Here is a 20,480-nt window from a genome sequence, read left to right as displayed (position 1 = left end):
TCCTCCTGTTACTCTAGATCCTTCTTTGTAAAGGAACCTGGCATTAACTCTTCTAAAGTTTTTTCTATATAGTCATTTTCATTTTTTATTATATAAATTTTTATATTTTCGTCTTCTGCAAATTCAGTTATAACCTGTCTGCAAATTCCACAAGGATAAGTATAGCTATTTGTATCTCCTATAAGTGCAAGAGCTTTAAGAACTCTATTTCCTTTAGAAACTCCATTAAAGATAGCACTACGTTCTGCACAATTTGTAGCTCCATATGATGCATTTTCTATATTGCATCCTGTATATATATTTCCATCTTCAAAAAGAGCTGCTGCTCCAACTTTAAAGTTTGAATATGGACAATATGCTTTTTCTCTTACATTTATAGCTTCTTTTATTAAATTTTCATTAACCATATAAAATCCCTCGCTTTAAATTGTATAATCTATTTAACTATATGTGCTATATATTATATCACTAATAATGAAATTTAAAAAGTTATATATATATGTTTACCCATTAAATATCGTAAATATAAGTAGTGTAACTAATATACCAAAAATAGCTCCAACTAAAACTTCTAATGAAGAATGTACTTCAGAATCAACCCTGCTTTGCGCTGTAATAAGTGCCATAATAAAACTCAAAACTATACATATAGGTTCTTCTGTTATTAAAGAGATAGCAGTAGCTATAGAAAAAGCTAAAGCACTATGTCCACTTGGCATACCACCTTTAAGAGGTGTTCCTTCTCCAAATATAGCTTTTACTATTATCGTTAAGATACAAACTACAACTAATACTATAAATATTGTATAAGGCTCTGAACTCTTTATTTTATGAAGCAATATAAATGAAAAATTAGATAATTTATCCCAAAAGATAACATAACCAACTACAACAGCATTTATGGCTGTAATTATTACAGCTCCTGCCGCAACATTTTTTGCTATCTTAGCTAAAGGATGATAATAATTTGTATTCATATCAACAACTGATTCTATAGCTGTATTAAAAAGCTCTGCACTTATTACCATAGATATAGTTATTGCTAAAATTAAAAATTCTATTTTTGAAACATCAAAAAATAAACATGCTATAAGAACTAATACAGAAACTACCATATGAATTTTCATATTCCTTTGAGTTCTAACAGTATAAATAACCCCATCTATAGCATTATTAAAACTATCAACCATCTTTTTTAATCTCATAAAATCACCCTTATTTATTATCTACTAATATTTAATTTGCCAAGTATTTCTTCTTCCCTTTTTCTCATTATTTTTTTCTCATCTTCTTCCATGTGATCATAACCTAAAAGATGTAAAACTGAATGAACTACTAAATAGCATGCTTCTCTTTCAAAGGAATGATTGTATTCTTCACTTTGCTCTAAAGCTCTCTCTAAAGATAAAACTATATCACCTAAAACTAATTCTTCTCCATCTAAAAATGTTTCATCAAATTCCTTATTTAAATATATTTCTTTAAATACCTTTTTATCTTCATAATCTAACATTGGAAATGATAAAACATCTGTTGCTCTATCTATTCCTCTTGTATCATTATTTATTTCTTTTATTTCATTATTATCAACAAATAACATAGATATTTCACAATCTACATTAACTTCTTCTTCTTTTAGAGCAAAATTTATTACTCTTTCTAACTTATTAATAAATTCTTCTGTTACATTTATTTTATCTTGTCTATTATCTACATATATCATATTTTTTCTCCCTTTATATTTATTTTATATTTATATTATAAACTAAATTATGGGGAGTTTAATACTCCCCATAACAATTAATTATTTTTCTCTTTTTTTTCACTTGGATATTCTATACGCTGATGGTATATGCCATATAAAGCCTTTAAGAAACATTTTCTAATAGTTTCTAAATCTTTAAGTGTCAAATCACAATTATCTAACTGTCCTGAATAAAGTTTATCCTTTATTATATTATTTACCATTTCCTCAATTTTACCTTTAGTTGGTTCAGATATTGATCTAACCGCTGCCTCTGTACTATCTGCTAACATTATTATTCCAGCTTCTTTACTACTTGGTATTGGACCTGGATATCTAAAATCTTCTTCATTTACCTCTTCTGGATTTTCAGAACTATTTTTCATTTTATAATAAAAGTATTTTACTAATGTTGTTCCATGATGTTGTTCTATTATATCTTTTATAACATCAGGTATATTATATTCTTTTGCAAGTTCAACACCATCTTTAACATGAGAAGTTATTATTAATGTACTCAAATTAGCTGTAATTTTGTCATGAGGATTCTCTTTTCCAAATTGATTTTCACCAAAAAAATATGGTCTTTTTGTCTTACCAACATCATGGAAATAAGCACCTACTCTAGCTATTACAGGATTAGCATTAACTTCTTCTGCAGCCATTTCTGCTAAATTAGCAACTAACATACTATGATGATAAGTTCCAGGAGCTTCCATCAAAAGCTTTTTAAGTAACGGATTATTAGGATTTGAAAGTTCTAAAAGCTTAAGTGTTGTTACAACATCAAAACTTGATTCCAAAAACGGTAATACACCTATAGAAAGTATTGCCGAAAAAATAACTCCTACTGCTGATAATCCACTAAAAATAAATATTTCTTTAAAGTTGTTTGATAATAATACCCCTGTTGTAAATGTAATTATAGCACTTATTATCATGAGCCATATTGATGAATAAAAAATATCATTTCTTTGTTGCATCTTTCTAAAGCTTATAGCTCCTAAAATAGCATTTAATATTCCAAGAATCATTATTTGTGGATTAAAATTAACTAATGCACTTATAATTATTACATTAATACTACAAACTATAAGAGATAACTTATAATCAATAAGTAAAGTAATAAGTATTGGTGCGCATGCTAGAGGAATAACAAAGGGAGAAATTTCTCCAATAACTCTAGCTAATATAAAACTAAATATATTTATTATATTTATAAGTACAACAAGCTTAGTATTTTTATATACATTTTTATGATATTTATATATATAAAAATATTGAATAAAGAATGTTACAACAGTAAATATAGCAAGCATTGAATAAAGAAGTAAAAAGCTTCCCCCTCCATTTTGATCTAAAATACCTAAATCTTTTAATATTTCTATCTGTTCTGCTGTTACAGGTTCTCCCTCACTTACTATTGTTTGATTTTTCTTAATTATTACTTTAGGTACATTCTTTTGAACCTCTTTTATTAACTCTTCTGTTTTTTCTTTATCATAAAAGAAATTTGGTTTTATTTCAGGTATAACTAACTTTTTAAGAACCTTTTTAACAGAAGGCTTAGTATCTGTTGCTTCAATTTGTTTGTTTGCAAGATCTATTGCATTATTTAAACTTTCAGCATTTCCATCCTCTATATTCGTTTGATAAACTTCATTTATTATTGTATTTAATTCAAACTTTATATCATTAAGTTTAGAATCAGAAAGTGAAATTAATACTTTATAATCATTTTCATTTAAATATTTGTTATCTAACTTCAATAATTCTTTTAATTTATCATTTTCATTTTCCACTGTTGCTTTTAAATTTATAACTTTGTTTAAAACATTATCTATATTTTTTAAGGCTTCCGTCCTAATTTCACCCTTTGAAGTATAAGGCTTATCTATTTTTTCAGTTGCTTCTTTTATTCTTTCATTTGTAGCTATTTCATTTACAGTATCTCTTGGTGCCTTTATATCAACTCTAGCTATTTCACCTTCCTTTAAATCATACTGTTTAGGTGCTATTGCCGTTATAAGCAATATATATGTTATAAGTATTGTAACTATATTAACTAATGTTTTAATATATAATTTTTTAGACTTTTTTGATAGACTTTTATTTAAAAATAACTTTTCTTTTATATTCAATGTTTATCACCTTCTTATCAATTACATATTACTTAAATTTACGCTATGTTTTCTTCAACTACAAATTGTGCAATTATTTGTATCTTTCCATCTTTTATACTTTTAACTTTATGATTTCTCTTTATTATTTTAGCTTCATTACTAAGATCCTTTAATAGAAGGTTTTCTAACTTATTTAAAGAGTCATTCACTACGCTATCTTCATCTAAATTCATTTCCCTTTCTGCCATTTCACAATAAGTAATAGACTTAACAAATCCAGTATTATCTACTATTTTATCATAATTTCCAAATGAATTTGTAGCCTTTTTTAAGTAAATTTTCTTTCCCCATAAGTTTAAATATAAATCTTTATCCTCTCTTCCTGTTTTCTCTAACTTTTTACCTTTTATTTGAACTTCTAAACTTCTCTCGTAAAAAACATTAGCTATAACGCTTCCTTTAGGTTCAACTTCATATTTTTCTTCTAAAAGGCCATCATATGGATATATTAAAACATCACCCTTTTTAACCATATCTCCTGGATTTACTGCTGCTGTACCAAATTGAGTATATACTCTTTTTACTTCTCCATCCTTTTTAGCTAATATTTCTTTATTATAATTTTCTAAAAAATCTGGTGGATTTACTTTTTCTTCTATTTTAACTTTTAAAGTAGAACCTTCAATTCTTGCCCTAACCCATAATATTTCATCATGTATATCTTCAAGTTTTTTCTCTAAGCTATAAACATCAACTTCACTTTTCCCAATACCTTGCTTTATTCCAAATTCATTTAATATTTTTCTTATTTCAAATGGAGTAACATTTTTTTCTGTATATATATCTATTGCCCATATTCTTGTTGATAATATAAACAATATAAAAAAGAATAAAACTCCACCTATAGTAAATGTTATCTTTCTTTTTAATTTCGATATATTTATTATTTTTCCTTTTCTTTTTAAAATTTTAGTTTTTCCATTACACCTTTTAACTATTGTCTTTAAATCTTCATAATCATCTCCATATATATCCATATTTAAAGTAACAGCATCTATTCTCTTTATTTTATTAACCTTTATACCACTTTTCCATAGTCCATTTAATATTTGTTCTGTATTCATACAAGTAACTTCAACTGTTATTATAGATATTTTTTTTGCATAGTACCTCATATTTCAATACCTTCATATGATATTGCTTTAAACCTTCCACTTAAAACTATTGTTTCAGATGCTATATATAATATTTCAAAATTTTCACCCTCAATTTTTACAAGACCTATATTAGTTTTTACTTTTATAAACTCTTTATCAAAAGAATCTATTCCCTTATGATTTTCTATACTTATTTCTTCTCTACCTACAACAGTTATCTTAGGTAAATTCAAAATAACATCTTTAGGTAAATCTATTTTTTCTATAATGTTATTCTTTTTTTTATTTATACTCTCTCTCAAAATAAAACCTCCCTTTACAAATACTCCTATCATAGTAATTTATGATTTCTAAATAATTTTAATTACAAAAAAGGAGAGTTTTTAAACTCTCCTTTTTTAATAAATAACAAAAAGAGCTCCATAAGAGCTCTTTTGCTATTTATTATTTATTATTTAAATAATTTTTAACTAATTGACTTACAAGCTTGCCATCAGCTTTACCAACTGTCTTAGGTCTAACTAACGCCATAACTTTTCCCATGTCTTTTATGCTACATGCACCCGCTTCTGTAGCTGATTCTTCTACTATCTTTAAAATTTCGTCTTCGCTTAATTGCTGAGGAAGGTAATCTAGCAAGATACTGATTTCAGCATTAGCTTCATCTACTAAATCTTGTCTGTTACCTTTTTCAAACTCAAGCACAGCTTCTCTTCTTTGCTTGACTTCTTTTGCTAATATTTCAATTATTTCGCTTTCTTCTACTGGTTTACCAGTTGTTTTTTCAGCTAATAAAATAGCAGATTTAGCGGTACTTAATACATTAGCTTTAAACTTGTCTTTTGCCTTTAAAGCAGTTTTCCAATCTTCTTGAAGTCTCTCTTTAATTCCTGGCATTTTTATACCTTCTTTCAAAATACTACTTGAACTTTCTCTTTCTAGCAGCTTCTGATTTCTTTTTCTTCTTTACGCTTGGTTTTTCGTAGTGTTCTCTCTTTCTTACTTCTGAAAGAACTCCAGCTCTAGCGCATTTTCTCTTGAATCTTCTTAATGCACTTTCAAGTGTTTCGTTTTCTCCAACTTTTATTTCTGACATCTATTATCCCTCCCTCCGCTAGCTTAAATTATAAATTCAATCAGCTACGGGCTTAATAACACAAGCTATATTATACATTAGTTTTGTTATTTATGTCAACATTTTACGTAAACATTTTTAACCTGGTGGCCATTTTAATTCTCTTCCACCTAAAACATGGAAATGCATATGATCTACTGTTTGCCCACCTAACACTCCACAGTTATTTACTATTCTATATCCATCCTCAGCAATACCTAACTCACTTGTTATTTTATTTATAACTTCAAAAATATGTGCTATTATATGAGAATTTTCGTTTGAAATCATATTAGCACTTTTTATATGTTCCTTTGGTATTACTAAAAAATGAACCGGTGCCTCTGGACTTATATCATAAAATGCATAAACTAAATCATCTTCGTATATTTTCTTTGAAGGAATTTCACCTTTTACTATTTTACAAAAAATACAATCTGTCATAAGTTCACCCCCTTTACAGAGTAGTTACCTTATTATTTTACCACTTTTCCTTCTGCATAGTCACCCTTTGATTCAAAAAGTTTTACTTTTATTATATTTCCAATATCATCTTTAGATGCACCATGAACATGAACCTTAACATAATTTCTAGTATACCCTTCAAATATTCCATCTAAGCCTTTAACTTCCTGCTCAATTAAAACTCCCATTTCTCTTCCCATTAAACTATCAGTATAAGCTTTTTCATTTATATTATTAAGTTCTATTAATCTTTTGCTTCTCTCTTCTTTTATATTTCCATCTATTTGGTTTTCCATTGTAGCTGCTTTAGTTCCAGTTCTTGGGCTAAATTTAAATATATGAGTTTTAGTTAATTTATTTCTTTTTAAAAATTCATATGTTTCTTCAAACTCTTCATTAGTTTCTCCTGGAAATCCGACAATTACATCAGTTGTTATTGAAGCATCCTTTAAATTTTCTCTTAAAACATTAACTATTCTTTCATATTCTTCTGCTGAATATCTTCTATTCATTCTTTTTAATGTGGAATTACAACCACTTTGAAGTGATAAATGGAATTGTGGGCATAATTTTTTCATGTTTTTTATTTTTTCTACAACTTCATCAGTAAAGAATGCTGGCTCTATTGAACCTATTCTAACTCTTTCTATTCCATCTATCTTTTCTATTTCTTCTAATAACGTTACTAAATCAACATTACCTTCTAAATCTAATCCATATGATGCTGTATGTATACCAGATAAAATTACTTCTTTAAAACCATGATTTGCAAGTTCTCTTACTTCATTTAATACATTATTGAAATCTTTTGAGCAAACTGCGCCTCTAGTATATGGTATTAAACAATATGCACAAAACCTATTACATCCATCTTGTATTTTTAAAAACGCTCTAGTTTTATCTCTATAATCTTCTATTTTTAATTCCTCAAATTGTTTATTTCTAAGTACTGCCCCAACTTTAACTTGAGGTTTCTTTTCATCCCTAGCTTTATTTACATAGTATACTATGTCTCCTTTATTTCTAGTACCAAGAACTACATCTACACCTTCTATTCCTGAAACTTCTTTTGGCGCTATTTGTGAATAACAACCTACAACTGCTATTATAGCTTCAGGATTTAATCTTCTAGCTCTACCTATAATTTGTCTTGATTTTTTATCTCCCATATTAGTAACAGAACATGTATTTACAACATATACATCTGAAACTTCTGAAAAATCTACAACTTCATATCCTTCTCTTACAAATTTTTCAGTCATAGCTTCTGATTCATACATATTTACTCTACATCCTAATGTAGCAAATGCAACCTTCATTAAATCTTTCCTCCTAAGTCACCTAATTCATATTGAATCAATGAGGTAGCAACAAAACCTGCTGTTTCTGTTCTAAGAATTCTTTTTCCTAGAGTTATAATATATGCTCCCTCTGTCTTTAACTTTTCTATTTCTGCTTCTTCAAATCCACCTTCTGGCCCTACAACAATTCCAATTCTCTTTATAGAATTTTTATCTAAATCCTTCATCAAAGATTTTATACCAAAATCTTCTTTATTTTCATAAGGTACTATAAGTAAATCAAATTCTTTTATTTCTTTTATTAAATCATTAATTTTTATAGGTTCTAAAACCCTTGGAATTATACTTCTTTTACTTTGCTTACAAGCCTCAAGTGCTATTCTATTTAATCTATCTAATTTTTTAAAATCGCCTTTTAATTTTACATCAACTCTATCAGTAATTAAAGGAACAAATTTTGTTATTCCAAGTTCTGTTCCTTTTTGAACTATTAAATCCATTTTTTGCGCTTTTGGCATCCCTTGAAATAAAACTATTTCAATATTACTTTCATTATTTAAATCTAACTTTTTAACTATATCTAAAATTACTTCACTTTTTGTAACTTCATTGATTTTAGCTAAATACTCTGTTCCATTACAATCATTTAAGACTACCTCTTCACCTTCTGAAAGTCTTAAAACTTTATATATATGCTTAACATCATCACCTATTATTTTGGCATAATCTCCAAATACATACTCTGATGGTGTAAAAAACTTATGCATTAAATAATCACCTAACCTTTATTTTGATTTTGCAATTATGCAGTTCCATTCTCCGTCTTTGTTAACTTTAATTACTTCAAAACCACTTTCTTCAAGCTTAGATGTAACCATATCAACTCTATCATGAATTATACCTGATGTTATAAATATTCCACCTTCTTTTAAAACTCTCTTAACATCATCTATTAATATACATATTACTTCTGCAATAATATTAGCTACAACTATATCAGCTTTCCCATCTATAACTTCAACTAAGTTTCCATAAAGAACTTCTATATTATCTAAATTATTGTATTCTACATTTTCCTTTGCTGACTCAACTGCAACTGGATCTAAATCTACCCCAATAGCTTTTTTAGCTCCAAGCTTAGCTGCAGCTATTGCAAGAATTCCTGAACCTGTTCCAACATCAAATACTATACTATCTTTTTGAACATATTTTTCAAGTGCTTGTATACACATTCTTGTTGTTTCGTGGTCACCTGTTCCAAATGCCATTCCCGGATCTAATTCTACAACTAATTCTCCATCTTTTTGTTCGTATTCTTCCCATATTGGTTTTACAACTATTTGGTCTCCAACTTTAGATGGTTTATAATACTTTTTCCAATTATTTGCCCAATCTTCTTCATGAGTTTTAGAAACTTCAACTCTTCCTTCTCCAACGTTAAAGCCCATATTTCTTATTTCTTCTACTTTCTCTTTAACATATTTAACAACTTCATCTATGTTGTCTTCTTCTGAAAAATATCCTTTTACAACAGCAAATTTACCTTTATGTTCTAAAACATTTATATCTGCAAAATCCCAAGTTAAAGGACCTTGTTCTCTACCTAATATGTCATTTGGATCTTCAACTGAAACTCCTTTGCAATCTAATATGTAAAAAATCCCTTCTATTGGCTCAAGTGCCTCACTTGTTGTAATAACTTTTATCTCTATCCATGATCCTTCCATGAAAATCATTCCTTTCTAATATGTCACTAATAAACTAATAAATAATTTTAACCTTTTTCTTAAGATTATGTCAAGGTTACTACTACCAATATATAAAATACTTTAAATTACATTTATCAATAGGTTATAAAATATCTTTTTAACAATTTATATATTTATATTACAAAAAAGGCTACTTAAAATAGTAGCCTTTTTAGATTTATTTAAATAAATCTCTTAATCCTTTTTTATGATGCTCTTTTCCATCTACCTTTTCTCCTGATGCTTCCATAAACATCATTAAAGCTTCTTTTTGCTTTTCATTAAGCTTTTTAGGAATATCAACTATTACTTTTACATATTGATCTCCTCTTCCGCCTCCATTAACTCTAGGAACACCTTTTCCTTTTAACCTAAATAATGTTCCAGATTGAGTTCCAGCTGGAACTGTATACTTAACATTTCCATCTACAGTTTCAACAGTTATCTCAGTACCTAAAGCTGCTTTAGCCATAGATACATGAGTATCAACATATATATCTATTCCTTTTCTTTTAAACTTAGAAGATGCTGATACAATTATATTAATATAAAGATCTCCTGCTGGACCTCCATTAGTACCATCCTCACCTTGTCCTCTAAGTGGAATTACATTTCCTGTATCTACACCTGCTGGTATATTAACTTTTATTTTTCTATGCTTTCTAACTTTACCTTTTCCTTTACATGTTTCACATGGTTCTTCTATAATCTTACCTGTTCCATGACATTGATCACATGTTGTTGTGCTTACGAAACTTCCAAGAGGTGTTTGTCTTTGAACTCTAATTTGTCCTGTTCCATGACAAGTTGGACATGTTTTTGGTGTTGTTCCTGCTTTAGCACCTGTTCCATGACAACTTTCACAATTTTCACTTCTTGTAATTGATATTTCTTTTTCTACGCCTTTTATAGCTTCTTCAAATGTTAGTCTTATTGTATATTCAATATCGGCTCCTCTTCTTGGTCCATTATTTCTAGCTGAACTTCCGCCACCGCCTCCAAAGAATGAATCAAATATATCTCCGAAGCCTCCGATATCTGAAAAATCGAAACCTCCGAATCCACCTGCTCCTGCTCCAAATCCACTTCCATCAAAATCAGCTGTTCCAAATTGATCATATCTAGCTTTTTTCTCTGGATCTGAAAGTACTTGATAAGCTTCATTTATTTCCTTAAATTTTTGTTCTGCTTCAGCATTTCCTTGATTTTTATCAGGATGGTATTTTATAGCTAGCTTTCTAAAGGCCTTTTTTATTTCTGCATCACTTGCACCCTTTTGTAAACCAAGAATTTCATAATAGTCTTTTTGCGCCATCTATTTCACCACCATATTATTATAAATTTATATTATTAAACTTTACAAAAGGGAAGACGAGTACTGCCTTCCCCTTTGTTATTATAAAGGTATTGTAGTTTATTTACAACTACTTATCATCTTCTACTTTAAAATCTGCATCTACAACATTATCATCATGTGGTGCTTCTTGAGATCCTTGAGCTCCACCCATGTTATTTGGATCAAATCCTTGAGCTCCACCTTGTGCTCCTGCTTCTTGATATATTTTTGATGAAATTGCATAGAATTCTTTTGTTAATTCATCAACAGCAGTCTTAATAGCTTCTAAATCGTCTCCATCTTTAACTTTCTTAACAGCTTCTAATTTTTCAGTAACCTTTGCTTTATCTTCTGCTGAAACTTTATCTCCAAGTTCTTCTAAAGTTTTTTCTGTTTGATAAACGACTTGATCTGCATTATTTTTAACTTCTATTGTTTCTTTTCTCTTCTTGTCTTCTTCAGCAAATTTTTCAGCTTCTTTAACAGCCTTATCTACTTCATCATCAGTTAAGTTAGTTGATGCTGTTATTGTAATATTTGCTTCTTTACCAGTTCCTTTATCCATAGCTGATACATTAACTATACCGTTAGCATCTATATCAAATGTAACTTCGATTTGAGGAATTCCTCTTGGAGCTGGTGCAATTCCTGATAATGTAAATCTTCCTAAAGTTTTATTATCAGCAGCCATTTGTCTTTCACCTTGAACTACGTGAATTTCAACTGATGTTTGACCATCTGCAGCTGTTGAGAATACTTGACTCTTCTTAGCTGGAATTGTTGTATTTCTTTCTATAAGTGGAGTAGCAACTCCTCCTAAAGTTTCAATTCCTAATGTTAATGGTGTAACATCTAATAATAATACGTCTTTAACTTCCCCTGTTAATACACCTGCTTGAATAGCTGCACCTATTGCAACACATTCATCTGGGTTAACTCCCTTTGAAGGTTCTTTTCCTATAAAGTTTTTAACTGCTTCTTGAACAGCTGGTATTCTTGTTGATCCACCAACTAATAATACTTTATCAATGTCTTTTACTGATAATGATGCATCTTGTAATGCTTTTTTCATTGGTTCAATTGATCTTTGAACTAAATCATGAGTTAATTCATTGAATTTAGCTCTAGTTAAATTCATATCTATATGTTTAGGACCTGTTGCATCTGCTGTTATAAATGGTAAGTTAATATTTGTTTGTGTTGATGATGATAATTCAATTTTAGCTTTTTCAGCTGCTTCTTTTAATCTTTGAAGTGCCATCTTATCTTCTCTTAAATCTATACCATTTTCTGCTTTAAATGTATCTGCAATATAGTCCATTATTTTGTTATCAAAGTCATCTCCACCTAAGTGAGTATCTCCATTTGTTGATAGTACTTCAAATACTCCATCGCCAAGTTCTAGTATAGATACATCAAAAGTACCACCACCTAGGTCATATACTAATACCTTTTCTTCTGCTTCTGTTTTATCTAATCCATAAGCTAAAGCTGCTGCTGTTGGTTCATTTATTATTCTTAACACTTCAAGTCCTGCTATTTTACCAGCATCTTTTGTTGCTTGTCTTTGAGCATCATTAAAGTATGCAGGAACAGTGATAACTGCTTGATTTACTTTTTCTCCTAAGTAACTTTCTGCATCTGCTTTTAATTTTTGAAGTACCATTGCTGATATTTCTTGTGGTGTATAGTTCTTTCCATCTATATCAACCTTATAATCTGTTCCCATATGTCTCTTTATTGAGATTATTGTTTTGTCTGGATTTGTAATCGCTTGTCTTTTAGCAACTTGACCAACTAGTCTTTCTCCATTTGCTTGGAATGAAACAACTGATGGAGTTGTTCTTGCTCCTTCTGAGTTAGTTATAACTACAGGTTCTCCACCTTCCATAACTGCTACACATGAATTTGTAGTTCCTAAGTCAATTCCTATAATTTTTGCCATAATATATTCCTCCTTAACTCAAACTTTCATTTGATTTAAATTCTAAATTTAATATATTTTAAAATGTTATTTTTAGTTTGCAACTTTTACAACAGAGTGTCTTATAACTTTGTCTCCTCTTTTATAACCTTTCATGAAAACTTCAGCTACTTGATTTTCTCCAAAGTTCTCATCTTGAATATGCATTACTGCTTGATGCATATTAGGATCAAAACCTTCTTCTGTTATAATTTCTTCAACACCTAACTTTTCTAGAGATCCTCTAAAACCTTTAAGTGTCATTTCTAATCCTTTTTTCATATCTTCTACACTACCATCAGCTTCGATAGCTCTTTCAAGGTTATCAAGGTTTGGAATTATTTCCTTTAATACATCTACACATGCATCTGTGTAAATTCCTTCTTTTTCTTTTGTTGTTCTTTTTCTATAATTATCATATTCAGCTGTAAGTCTTAAAAGTCTGTCCTTTAAAGTCTCAAGTTCATTTTGTAGCTTTTTATTTTCTTCCTTTGTCTTTTTAAACATTTTTAACTCATCCTCTTCTTTATTATCTTCCACTTGAGACTCTTCTTTTAACTCTTCTTCATTTGATGAATCTAAATTTTCTTTTGTCATTTCTTCTTCAGCTACTATGTTTTCCTCATTTTTAACTTCTTGTTCTTGATTTTCTAAATTTTCTTTCACTTTTTGCCCACACCTCGTCTCTCTTATTTTTTAGACTGTCCTTTAAGAGTTTGATTAAGCTCTTTCATGACTTGTGCCATTATTGCAATTACCTTTGAATAATCAATTCTTCTAGGTCCTATAAGTCCAATAGTACCTTTTGCATTATCTCCTAAAGAATACTCAGCTGATATAACACTACACTCTTTTGCTTCTGGAAGATAATTTTCATCACCAATCTTTATTGTTATATCGCTTTCAGGTTCTATTAGTTCCACAACGCAATCTTTATTATGAAGAAGTGATAATATTCTTTTTGCATTTTCTATGTCATTATACTCAGGAAAGTTGAATATATTAGTTGCACCTTCCATAAAAACTCTTGAAGTATCGTCTTCTTTTAGGCACTGATAAAGTGCTGGAATTATTGCATTAAATACTTCATCTTGACCATCTAAACCTATTTTTAAATGATTTATAACTTCTAAGTTAATTTCATCTATAGATAGATTTACAAGTCGTTTATTTAATACTTCATTCATCTTATTTAATATATTTATTGAAGGTACTTTATCTACTTTTATTATTTGATTTTTTATAAGTCCACCATCAGTAACTATTACTGCTAATAAACTTGAACTATCAACTCTCATAAGTTGAATTGATTTTATACAACTCATACTAAGAGATGGTGTTTTTACAACACATGTAAGATGAGTTAATTCTGAAAGTAAAGTACTTGCATTTTTAACTATCTTATTAACCTCAAGCATTGCTGAGTTTATAACATACTCTCTTATTTTTAAATCTTCTTCTTTACTTAAAATTGGTTTATCCATCAAACTATCTACATATAGTCTATATCCTTTGCTAGATGGAACTCTTCCTGCTGAAGTATGAGGTTGTTCTAAGTACCCCATATCCTCTAAATCTGCCATTTCATTTCTTATTGTTGCAGAACCAACACCCAAATTATAGTTTTTAGCTATTGTTCTAGATCCAACAGGTTCACCAGTCTTAATGTAATCATTGATAATAGCTTCTAATATTTTTATCTTTCTATCATCAATAACCATATCATCACCTCTACTTGTTAGCACTCACTAACAACGAGTGCTAATGACTATATTTAAATAATATTCTCGTTACATATTTTTGTCAACGAGAATATTTGCTTTATTTTAACTTTTAAAGATATTTATATGATATTATATTTATTTTTCTTTTAATTGCTTCATTTTTCTATCACTATTTAATAAATTCACTCATAACGTAATTTGATACTTCTACACCTTTAGAAGTTAAATATATATAGTTATCTTTATCCTCTATTAGTCCTTTTTTTATATTTTTATTTATAACATCACCATATACATCCTCTATATTTTTATCAAACTTTCTCTTAAAATTATTTTTATCTATTCCTTTAATCAATCTAAGCCCTAAAAACATAAATTCTTCCATATCTTCTTTTTTACTATTTTTAATAATAGATTCTTCTACTGCTTCTTTATTATTTATTTTATTTATGTATTCTTTTATATCATCTATATTTTTTATTCTGTTACTATCTATATATGAGCTTGCAGATACACCTACCCCTATATACTCTTCAAGTTTCCAATAAATTTTATTATGCTCGCACTCTTTATTTTCCTTTGAGTAATTTGATATTTCATACTGATGATAACCATTAGATTTTAATATATCCTTTGTTATGTTATACATTTTCCTTTCTTCGTCTTCAGTTGGTAATTTTAATAATCCCTTTTCATTCATATTATAAAAAGGTGTTCCTTGTTCTATTATTAAACTATAACAAGATATATGTTCTGGATTTAATTTTACTATATCTTCTAAACTCTTTTTATAATCTAATACACTTTGATTTGGAAGTCCAAACATTATATCTATATTTATATTATTAAACCCGAATTCTCTTGCCCTATTATAATTTTCCTCAAATTCTTTCATTGTATGTATTCTTCCTATTTTTTTTAATAAATTATTATTTGTAGTTTGAAGTCCCATACTAATTCTATTTATACCATTATCCTTAATTATTTTAAGCTTTTCACTTGTTAAAGTTCCTGGATTACATTCTATGGTTTTTTCTGAACCTTCTTTATACTTTAAACTGTTTAAACATACTAATAAATTATTTAAATTTTCTTCTTTTAGGTATGAAGGAGTTCCTCCCCCTATAAATAAAGTTTTTATAATTTTACCTTTACATTTTAAATTTATTTCTTTAATCAATGAATCTATATAACTATCTTCTAAATTTTCTTTTCCTGCATAAGATGGGAAATCACAATAAAGACATTTCTGCTTACAAAAAGGAATATGCACATATAGTGAAATTTCTTTCATCCTTATCACCTTCTTCTCTATATTTATATATTTTATTTATTATAACAAAAAAGAAGAATCTAATCCTTATTAAATTAGATTCCCCTTTATTTTAAAAATTATTTTATAATAACGCTTCTGCTTGTCTCTTTAAATTTTCAAGTTCTTTGCTTTCAGTTTCTATTACTGAGAAGTCATGTATATCTTTAAAATTATAAAAATAATTTGCAAAGGCAATTTTTTGTGATCTATTAATATCAAGATCAGTTGCTATTTTATCTAAATAATCTACTTCAACTTCACCATAATTACCATCTACTAAAGCTAATCCTACTAATTCAAAATAAACTATTCTTTTTATTCTTTCTTTACTATTTTTTAAAATTTCTAGTGCTTCATCATAAGACACCGCACCAATTTTACTTAAATCTAAATTAAGTTCTTTCAAATAATCTTTTATTAGTCTCTTTTCTTCTCTTGCAAGTACATGATCTATGTTAGCAAACTCATTTACTAAATTTATAAAAGCTATTGCTTCTTTATTGTTTAACTCTTTTAAAAACATTAATAAACCTCCTTTTCCTTTGTTTTATTATACCTTATATTTACTAAAAATTCACTTAACCTTATTATATCTTAAACATATTTTAACATTTCTTTTCCCATATATCTATATTATCTATATTGTGAATAAGAAGATTTTTCTGAACTCTATAAATTTTTGTTACTATTTCTTCTCCATTTAATACTACTTTTAAATCTTCATTGAATCCATTATTTAATATATAAGAATCTATTTTATTTCCTTTTAAACTTATAGGAATTATTTCTCCGTTTATTCTTTTTAGTGTACCTGTTATTATTCCTTCTTTTCTTAACTTTTTACACTTTATATTTACATCTCTTAAATTAATTTCTATCATAATATACACACCTCCGTAATTTCTTATAGTAATGTATATTCAAAAAGATATAAATAATTCCACATATTAAATGTTATTTAAATTAAAAATAAGAGTCTAATACAAAATGTATTAGACTCTATAAATTAATCTACTTTTAATATTGACATAAATGCTTCTTGTGGAACTTCAACTGAACCCACTTGTCTCATTCTCTTCTTACCTTCTTTTTGTTTTTCAAGAAGTTTTCTCTTTCTTGAAATATCTCCGCCATAACATTTAGCTAAAACATCTTTTCTCATAGCCTTTACTGTTTCTCTAGCTATTATCTTTGAACCAATAGCTGCTTGTATTGGAACTTCAAAAAGTTGTCTTGGAATAATTTCTTTAAGCTTTTCAGCTATTCCTCTACCTTTATGATAAGCTCTTTCTTTTGGAACTATCATTGAAAGAGCATCAACTACATCACCATTTAAAAGAATATCAAGCTTACAAAGCTCTGCTTTTTCGTATCCTTTAAATTCATAATCTAATGATGCATAACCTCTAGTTTTTGATTTTAATGTATCAAAAAAATCATAAACTATTTCATTTAGAGGTATATCATAATTAATTACAGCTCTTGTTTCTTCCATATATTGCATATCAATATATGTTCCTCTTCTCTCTTGGCAAAGTTCCATAACAGCTCCTACATATTCAGTTGGAGTAATTATTGAAGCTTTAACAATAGGTTCTTCCATATAATCTACTTCACTCATTTCTGGTAGATTTGTTGGATTTGTTATATCTAAAACTGTTCCATCAGTTTTCTTTATTTTGTATATAACTGATGGTGCTGTTGTAATAATATCAAGATTAAATTCTCTTTCTATTCTCTCTTGAATTATTTCCATATGTAAAAGACCTAAAAATCCACATCTAAATCCAAAACCTAATGCTACTGATGTTTCAGGTTCAAAATTTAAAGCTGCATCATTTATTTGTAACTTTTCAAGTGCTTCTTTAAGTTCTTCATACTTTGCTCCATCTACTGGATATATACCTGAGTATACCATTGGAATTGCTGGTTTATAACCTGGAAGCGCATCTTTAGTTTCTCTTCCACTTTCAGTTATAGTATCACCAACTCTAGCATCCTTTACATTTTTTATAGATGCTGTAATGTATCCAACATCTCCAGCTTTTAATTCATTAACTGGTAAAAAGCCTGGAGTAAATACACCAACTTCAGTTACATCATAAACTTTATTAGTTGCCATAAACTTTATTTTAGTTCCTCTTTTTACAGTACCATCTATAATTCTTACATAACTTACAACACCTTTATATGTATCATAATATGAATCAAAAACTAAAGCTTTAAGCGGAGCTTCTTCATCTCCATTTGGAGCTGGTATATCACGCACAACAGCTTCTAATACTTCTTCTACATTTAATCCTGTTTTTGCAGATATCATTGGAGCATCTTCTGCTGGAATACCTATTACATCTTCTATTTCTTGTTTTATTTCATCAGGTCTTGCTGATGGAAGATCTATTTTATTTATAACAGGTGTTATTTCCAAATCATTGTCTAATGCTAAATAACAATTTGCTAATGTTTGAGCTTGAATACCTTGAGTTGCATCAACAACTAATACAGCCCCTTCACAAGCAGCTAAACTTCTTGATACTTCATATGTAAAGTCTACATGACCTGGAGTGTCTATAAGATTTAATATATACTCTTCTCCATTATCTTTTCTATATATAAGTCTTGCAGCTTGAGACTTTATTGTTATTCCTCTTTCTCTTTCAAGTTCCATATTATCAAGTACTTGTTCTTCCATTTCTCTTTTTGTTAAAGTACCTGTAATTTCTAATAATCTATCTGCTAATGTTGATTTACCATGGTCTATATGTGCTACTATTGAAAAATTTCTAATAAATTTTTGTCTATAATTTTTCATATATAAAATCTGCCCTTCTTATGTAAGAAAGCAGTTATTTCACCCCCATATATTAAAGTCAAGCTAAATTATATCATACTTTCCTTAGGTAGTGTCAATATTTATAGGGTATATAACTGCCTTTATTTTAAGATATTAATTTTTGTATTAAATTTTGTATATTTATTATTACGCTTTTTAAACTATCTGTAACTTTATAAAATTTATCTTTTATAAAGTTAACTAATTCAGATTCTTTCTTAATTCTTAAATTATTATCATTTATATTCAATAAATAATCTCCGTTTTCCTTATTATATATTTTAACATCTGCATTATCTTGAATAAAATTATTAAAATCTTCACCAAACTCTGTATTAACAATTTTTTTATTATCATCAGTGTTACCAACTGGAGATAATGATTTTGTATTTATTATATTTACTTTTATTAAGCTAAAAAAAGCTAATAATACTATAACTACCGAAAATATAATTATTGAGTACTTTTTTAATTTCATAAAGTTCACCTCACTTATTTTAAATAATAGACACTTTATAAAACTTTTATGCAAAAGTACTCATTATTAATTACTTACCGTTTATATATTCTGCTATAACTCTTGCAATATATTTAGCTGACGTCATTGCTTCCTTTGATGTATTTATATTAGACCCAACTTCAAATAATATTGAATTACTTAATATATCTTGATTAAGTAAATTAATTCCCCTGTTCCATGTTTCACTTGTTACAAGACATGGATATAAAGAATTTGCAATATTATATAATTTTTTCCTCATCTTTTCATTAGAACTAAATTTAGAACTTCCTCTTGTATTTAAAAACATTATTCTTGCCATACTTTGCTTATTTATATTTACTGTAAATAAATCTTTAGTTCTATTTGTTGCTTTCTTTTTATCTATACCATCTCTATGAATATCGATTACTAATTTAAAATTATCTCCATATTTATCATAATATTTTTTTACCGTATCTCTTGATCTATTATAACTATCATTATACGAAACATCATGTACAGTTTTATCATGTATTACTGATATACCATAATTTTCTTCTAACTCTTTTGTAATAATTTCTCCAACTCCAACTACATTATGATTACTATCATCAGTAAAGTTCTTTGTTTCTGAATAACCTTCTCCTGTATGAGTATGATAAATTAAAACCTCAGGCTTAGACTGATTTAACTCTTTTTTAAGTTTTGGGTTATATAAATTATTTTTTTCTTCACTTGTATATTTTATTATAGATTCAGAATCAAGTTCAAAAGGACTATATCCTGAATCTTCTTTATTCTCTTTTACATAATCATCTATTTTAAACATTGGAATTTCATTGCTTACTAGCTTTTCTAAACTTAAGTCTGATAAACCAAGTGCCTCTAATGCTATATTTTTTAATGAAAAATTATTTTCATAATAAGCTTCTTCATCATAAACTTGAGTTTTGACTAAAGGCATTGAAAAATTTAGAAGTTCAACGTAAGCTAATCCGCCTCTTTCACTATTATTTTTCATTATATATATACATCTACCAAAAAATATCACTAGGCATACAAGTAAAATCATTATTCCTATATCCATAGAGCTTTTTCGCCTTAAATTATTACTATTTAAACCCACACTCTATCCCCTCCTCACTTTTAAAAGTATATGAGGGAATTTACATAATT

The 20,480-nt window shown here is 28.0% G+C and carries 22 protein-coding genes; all 22 read right to left on the bottom strand.

Annotated elements, in window-relative coordinates; all coding sequences use genetic code 11:
* Positions 1-8: 8 nt before the first annotated feature.
* On the bottom strand, positions 9-407 hold the full coding sequence (locus AC4FQW_RS00620; protein WP_303128556.1) for a cytidine deaminase: 399 nt from the start codon (positions 405-407) through the stop codon (positions 9-11).
* Positions 408-503: 96 nt separating this feature from the next.
* Positions 504-1,205: a diacylglycerol kinase gene (locus AC4FQW_RS00615; protein WP_491146778.1), complete on the bottom strand. Its 702-nt coding sequence runs from the start codon at positions 1,203-1,205 to the stop codon at positions 504-506.
* 17 nt (positions 1,206-1,222) lie between these two features.
* A complete protein-coding gene (ybeY, locus tag AC4FQW_RS00610; protein ID WP_303128551.1) occupies positions 1,223-1,723 on the bottom strand; it encodes an rRNA maturation RNase YbeY in 501 nt (166 codons plus the stop codon).
* A 77-nt stretch (positions 1,724-1,800) separates the two neighbouring features.
* The gene (locus AC4FQW_RS00605) at positions 1,801-3,885 is read right to left on the bottom strand and encodes an HD family phosphohydrolase (protein ID WP_491146777.1); all 2,085 of its coding nucleotides are present in this window, start codon (positions 3,883-3,885) and stop codon (positions 1,801-1,803) included.
* A 38-nt stretch (positions 3,886-3,923) separates the two neighbouring features.
* A complete protein-coding gene (yqfD, locus tag AC4FQW_RS00600; protein ID WP_491146776.1) occupies positions 3,924-5,042 on the bottom strand; it encodes a sporulation protein YqfD in 1,119 nt (372 codons plus the stop codon).
* Positions 5,039-5,326 carry a sporulation protein YqfC gene (gene yqfC, locus AC4FQW_RS00595; protein ID WP_491146775.1) on the bottom strand — a complete coding sequence of 96 codons (288 nt, stop codon included), beginning with the start codon at positions 5,324-5,326 and terminating at the stop codon, positions 5,039-5,041. Before yqfC ends, yqfD begins: the two co-directional genes overlap by 4 nt.
* 142 nt (positions 5,327-5,468) lie before the next feature.
* Positions 5,469-5,921 carry a GatB/YqeY domain-containing protein gene (locus AC4FQW_RS00590; protein WP_303128541.1) on the bottom strand — a complete coding sequence of 151 codons (453 nt, stop codon included), beginning with the start codon at positions 5,919-5,921 and terminating at the stop codon, positions 5,469-5,471.
* 22 nt (positions 5,922-5,943) lie between these two features.
* Positions 5,944-6,120, bottom strand: coding sequence for a 30S ribosomal protein S21 (gene rpsU / locus AC4FQW_RS00585; RefSeq protein WP_008429643.1), 177 nt, complete (start codon positions 6,118-6,120; stop codon positions 5,944-5,946).
* 117 nt (positions 6,121-6,237) lie between these two features.
* Entirely contained in the window at positions 6,238-6,582 is a 345-nt protein-coding gene (locus tag AC4FQW_RS00580; RefSeq protein WP_491146774.1) for a histidine triad nucleotide-binding protein, read from the bottom strand.
* A 32-nt stretch (positions 6,583-6,614) separates the two neighbouring features.
* Complete coding sequence (gene mtaB, locus AC4FQW_RS00575; protein WP_303128504.1) at positions 6,615-7,922, bottom strand: tRNA (N(6)-L-threonylcarbamoyladenosine(37)-C(2))-methylthiotransferase MtaB; 1,308 nt, start codon at positions 7,920-7,922, stop codon at positions 6,615-6,617.
* A complete protein-coding gene (locus AC4FQW_RS00570; protein WP_491146773.1) occupies positions 7,922-8,671 on the bottom strand; it encodes a 16S rRNA (uracil(1498)-N(3))-methyltransferase in 750 nt (249 codons plus the stop codon). Before AC4FQW_RS00570 ends, mtaB begins: the two co-directional genes overlap by 1 nt.
* 18 nt (positions 8,672-8,689) lie before the next feature.
* Positions 8,690-9,631, bottom strand: a complete 942-nt coding sequence (gene prmA / locus AC4FQW_RS00565; protein ID WP_491146772.1) for a 50S ribosomal protein L11 methyltransferase — start codon at positions 9,629-9,631, stop codon at positions 8,690-8,692.
* 199 nt (positions 9,632-9,830) lie between these two features.
* On the bottom strand, positions 9,831-10,967 hold the full coding sequence (gene dnaJ, locus AC4FQW_RS00560; RefSeq protein ID WP_303128464.1) for a molecular chaperone DnaJ: 1,137 nt from the start codon (positions 10,965-10,967) through the stop codon (positions 9,831-9,833).
* A 109-nt stretch (positions 10,968-11,076) separates the two neighbouring features.
* Positions 11,077-12,933, bottom strand: coding sequence for a molecular chaperone DnaK (dnaK, locus tag AC4FQW_RS00555; protein WP_491146771.1), 1,857 nt, complete (start codon positions 12,931-12,933; stop codon positions 11,077-11,079).
* Between the two features lie 72 nt (positions 12,934-13,005).
* Positions 13,006-13,617 carry a nucleotide exchange factor GrpE gene (grpE, locus tag AC4FQW_RS00550; protein WP_303128458.1) on the bottom strand — a complete coding sequence of 204 codons (612 nt, stop codon included), beginning with the start codon at positions 13,615-13,617 and terminating at the stop codon, positions 13,006-13,008.
* Positions 13,618-13,640: 23 nt separating this feature from the next.
* On the bottom strand, positions 13,641-14,672 hold the full coding sequence (hrcA, locus tag AC4FQW_RS00545; RefSeq protein ID WP_303128456.1) for a heat-inducible transcriptional repressor HrcA: 1,032 nt from the start codon (positions 14,670-14,672) through the stop codon (positions 13,641-13,643).
* Between the two features lie 172 nt (positions 14,673-14,844).
* Positions 14,845-15,969 (bottom strand): radical SAM family heme chaperone HemW, encoded by a 1,125-nt coding sequence (gene hemW, locus AC4FQW_RS00540; RefSeq protein ID WP_303128454.1) that lies wholly within the window; start codon positions 15,967-15,969, stop codon positions 14,845-14,847.
* Positions 15,970-16,072: 103 nt separating this feature from the next.
* Positions 16,073-16,513: a hypothetical protein gene (locus AC4FQW_RS00535; protein WP_303128451.1), complete on the bottom strand. Its 441-nt coding sequence runs from the start codon at positions 16,511-16,513 to the stop codon at positions 16,073-16,075.
* 82 nt (positions 16,514-16,595) lie between these two features.
* Positions 16,596-16,871 carry a hypothetical protein gene (locus tag AC4FQW_RS00530; RefSeq protein ID WP_303128448.1) on the bottom strand — a complete coding sequence of 92 codons (276 nt, stop codon included), beginning with the start codon at positions 16,869-16,871 and terminating at the stop codon, positions 16,596-16,598.
* A 125-nt stretch (positions 16,872-16,996) separates the two neighbouring features.
* Positions 16,997-18,802 carry a translation elongation factor 4 gene (gene lepA / locus AC4FQW_RS00525; protein ID WP_491146770.1) on the bottom strand — a complete coding sequence of 602 codons (1,806 nt, stop codon included), beginning with the start codon at positions 18,800-18,802 and terminating at the stop codon, positions 16,997-16,999.
* Between the two features lie 127 nt (positions 18,803-18,929).
* Positions 18,930-19,301 (bottom strand): sporulation-related protein NgaS, encoded by a 372-nt coding sequence (locus AC4FQW_RS00520; RefSeq protein ID WP_303128443.1) that lies wholly within the window; start codon positions 19,299-19,301, stop codon positions 18,930-18,932.
* A gap of 70 nt (positions 19,302-19,371) precedes the next feature.
* Positions 19,372-20,430, bottom strand: a complete 1,059-nt coding sequence (locus AC4FQW_RS00515) for a stage II sporulation protein P (protein ID WP_491146769.1) — start codon at positions 20,428-20,430, stop codon at positions 19,372-19,374.
* Between the last annotated feature and the right edge of the window lie 50 nt (positions 20,431-20,480).

The sequence above is a fragment of the Clostridium sp. TJA085 genome (assembly GCF_058310235.1).
This window is presented reverse-complemented; position numbering and strand designations above follow the sequence as displayed.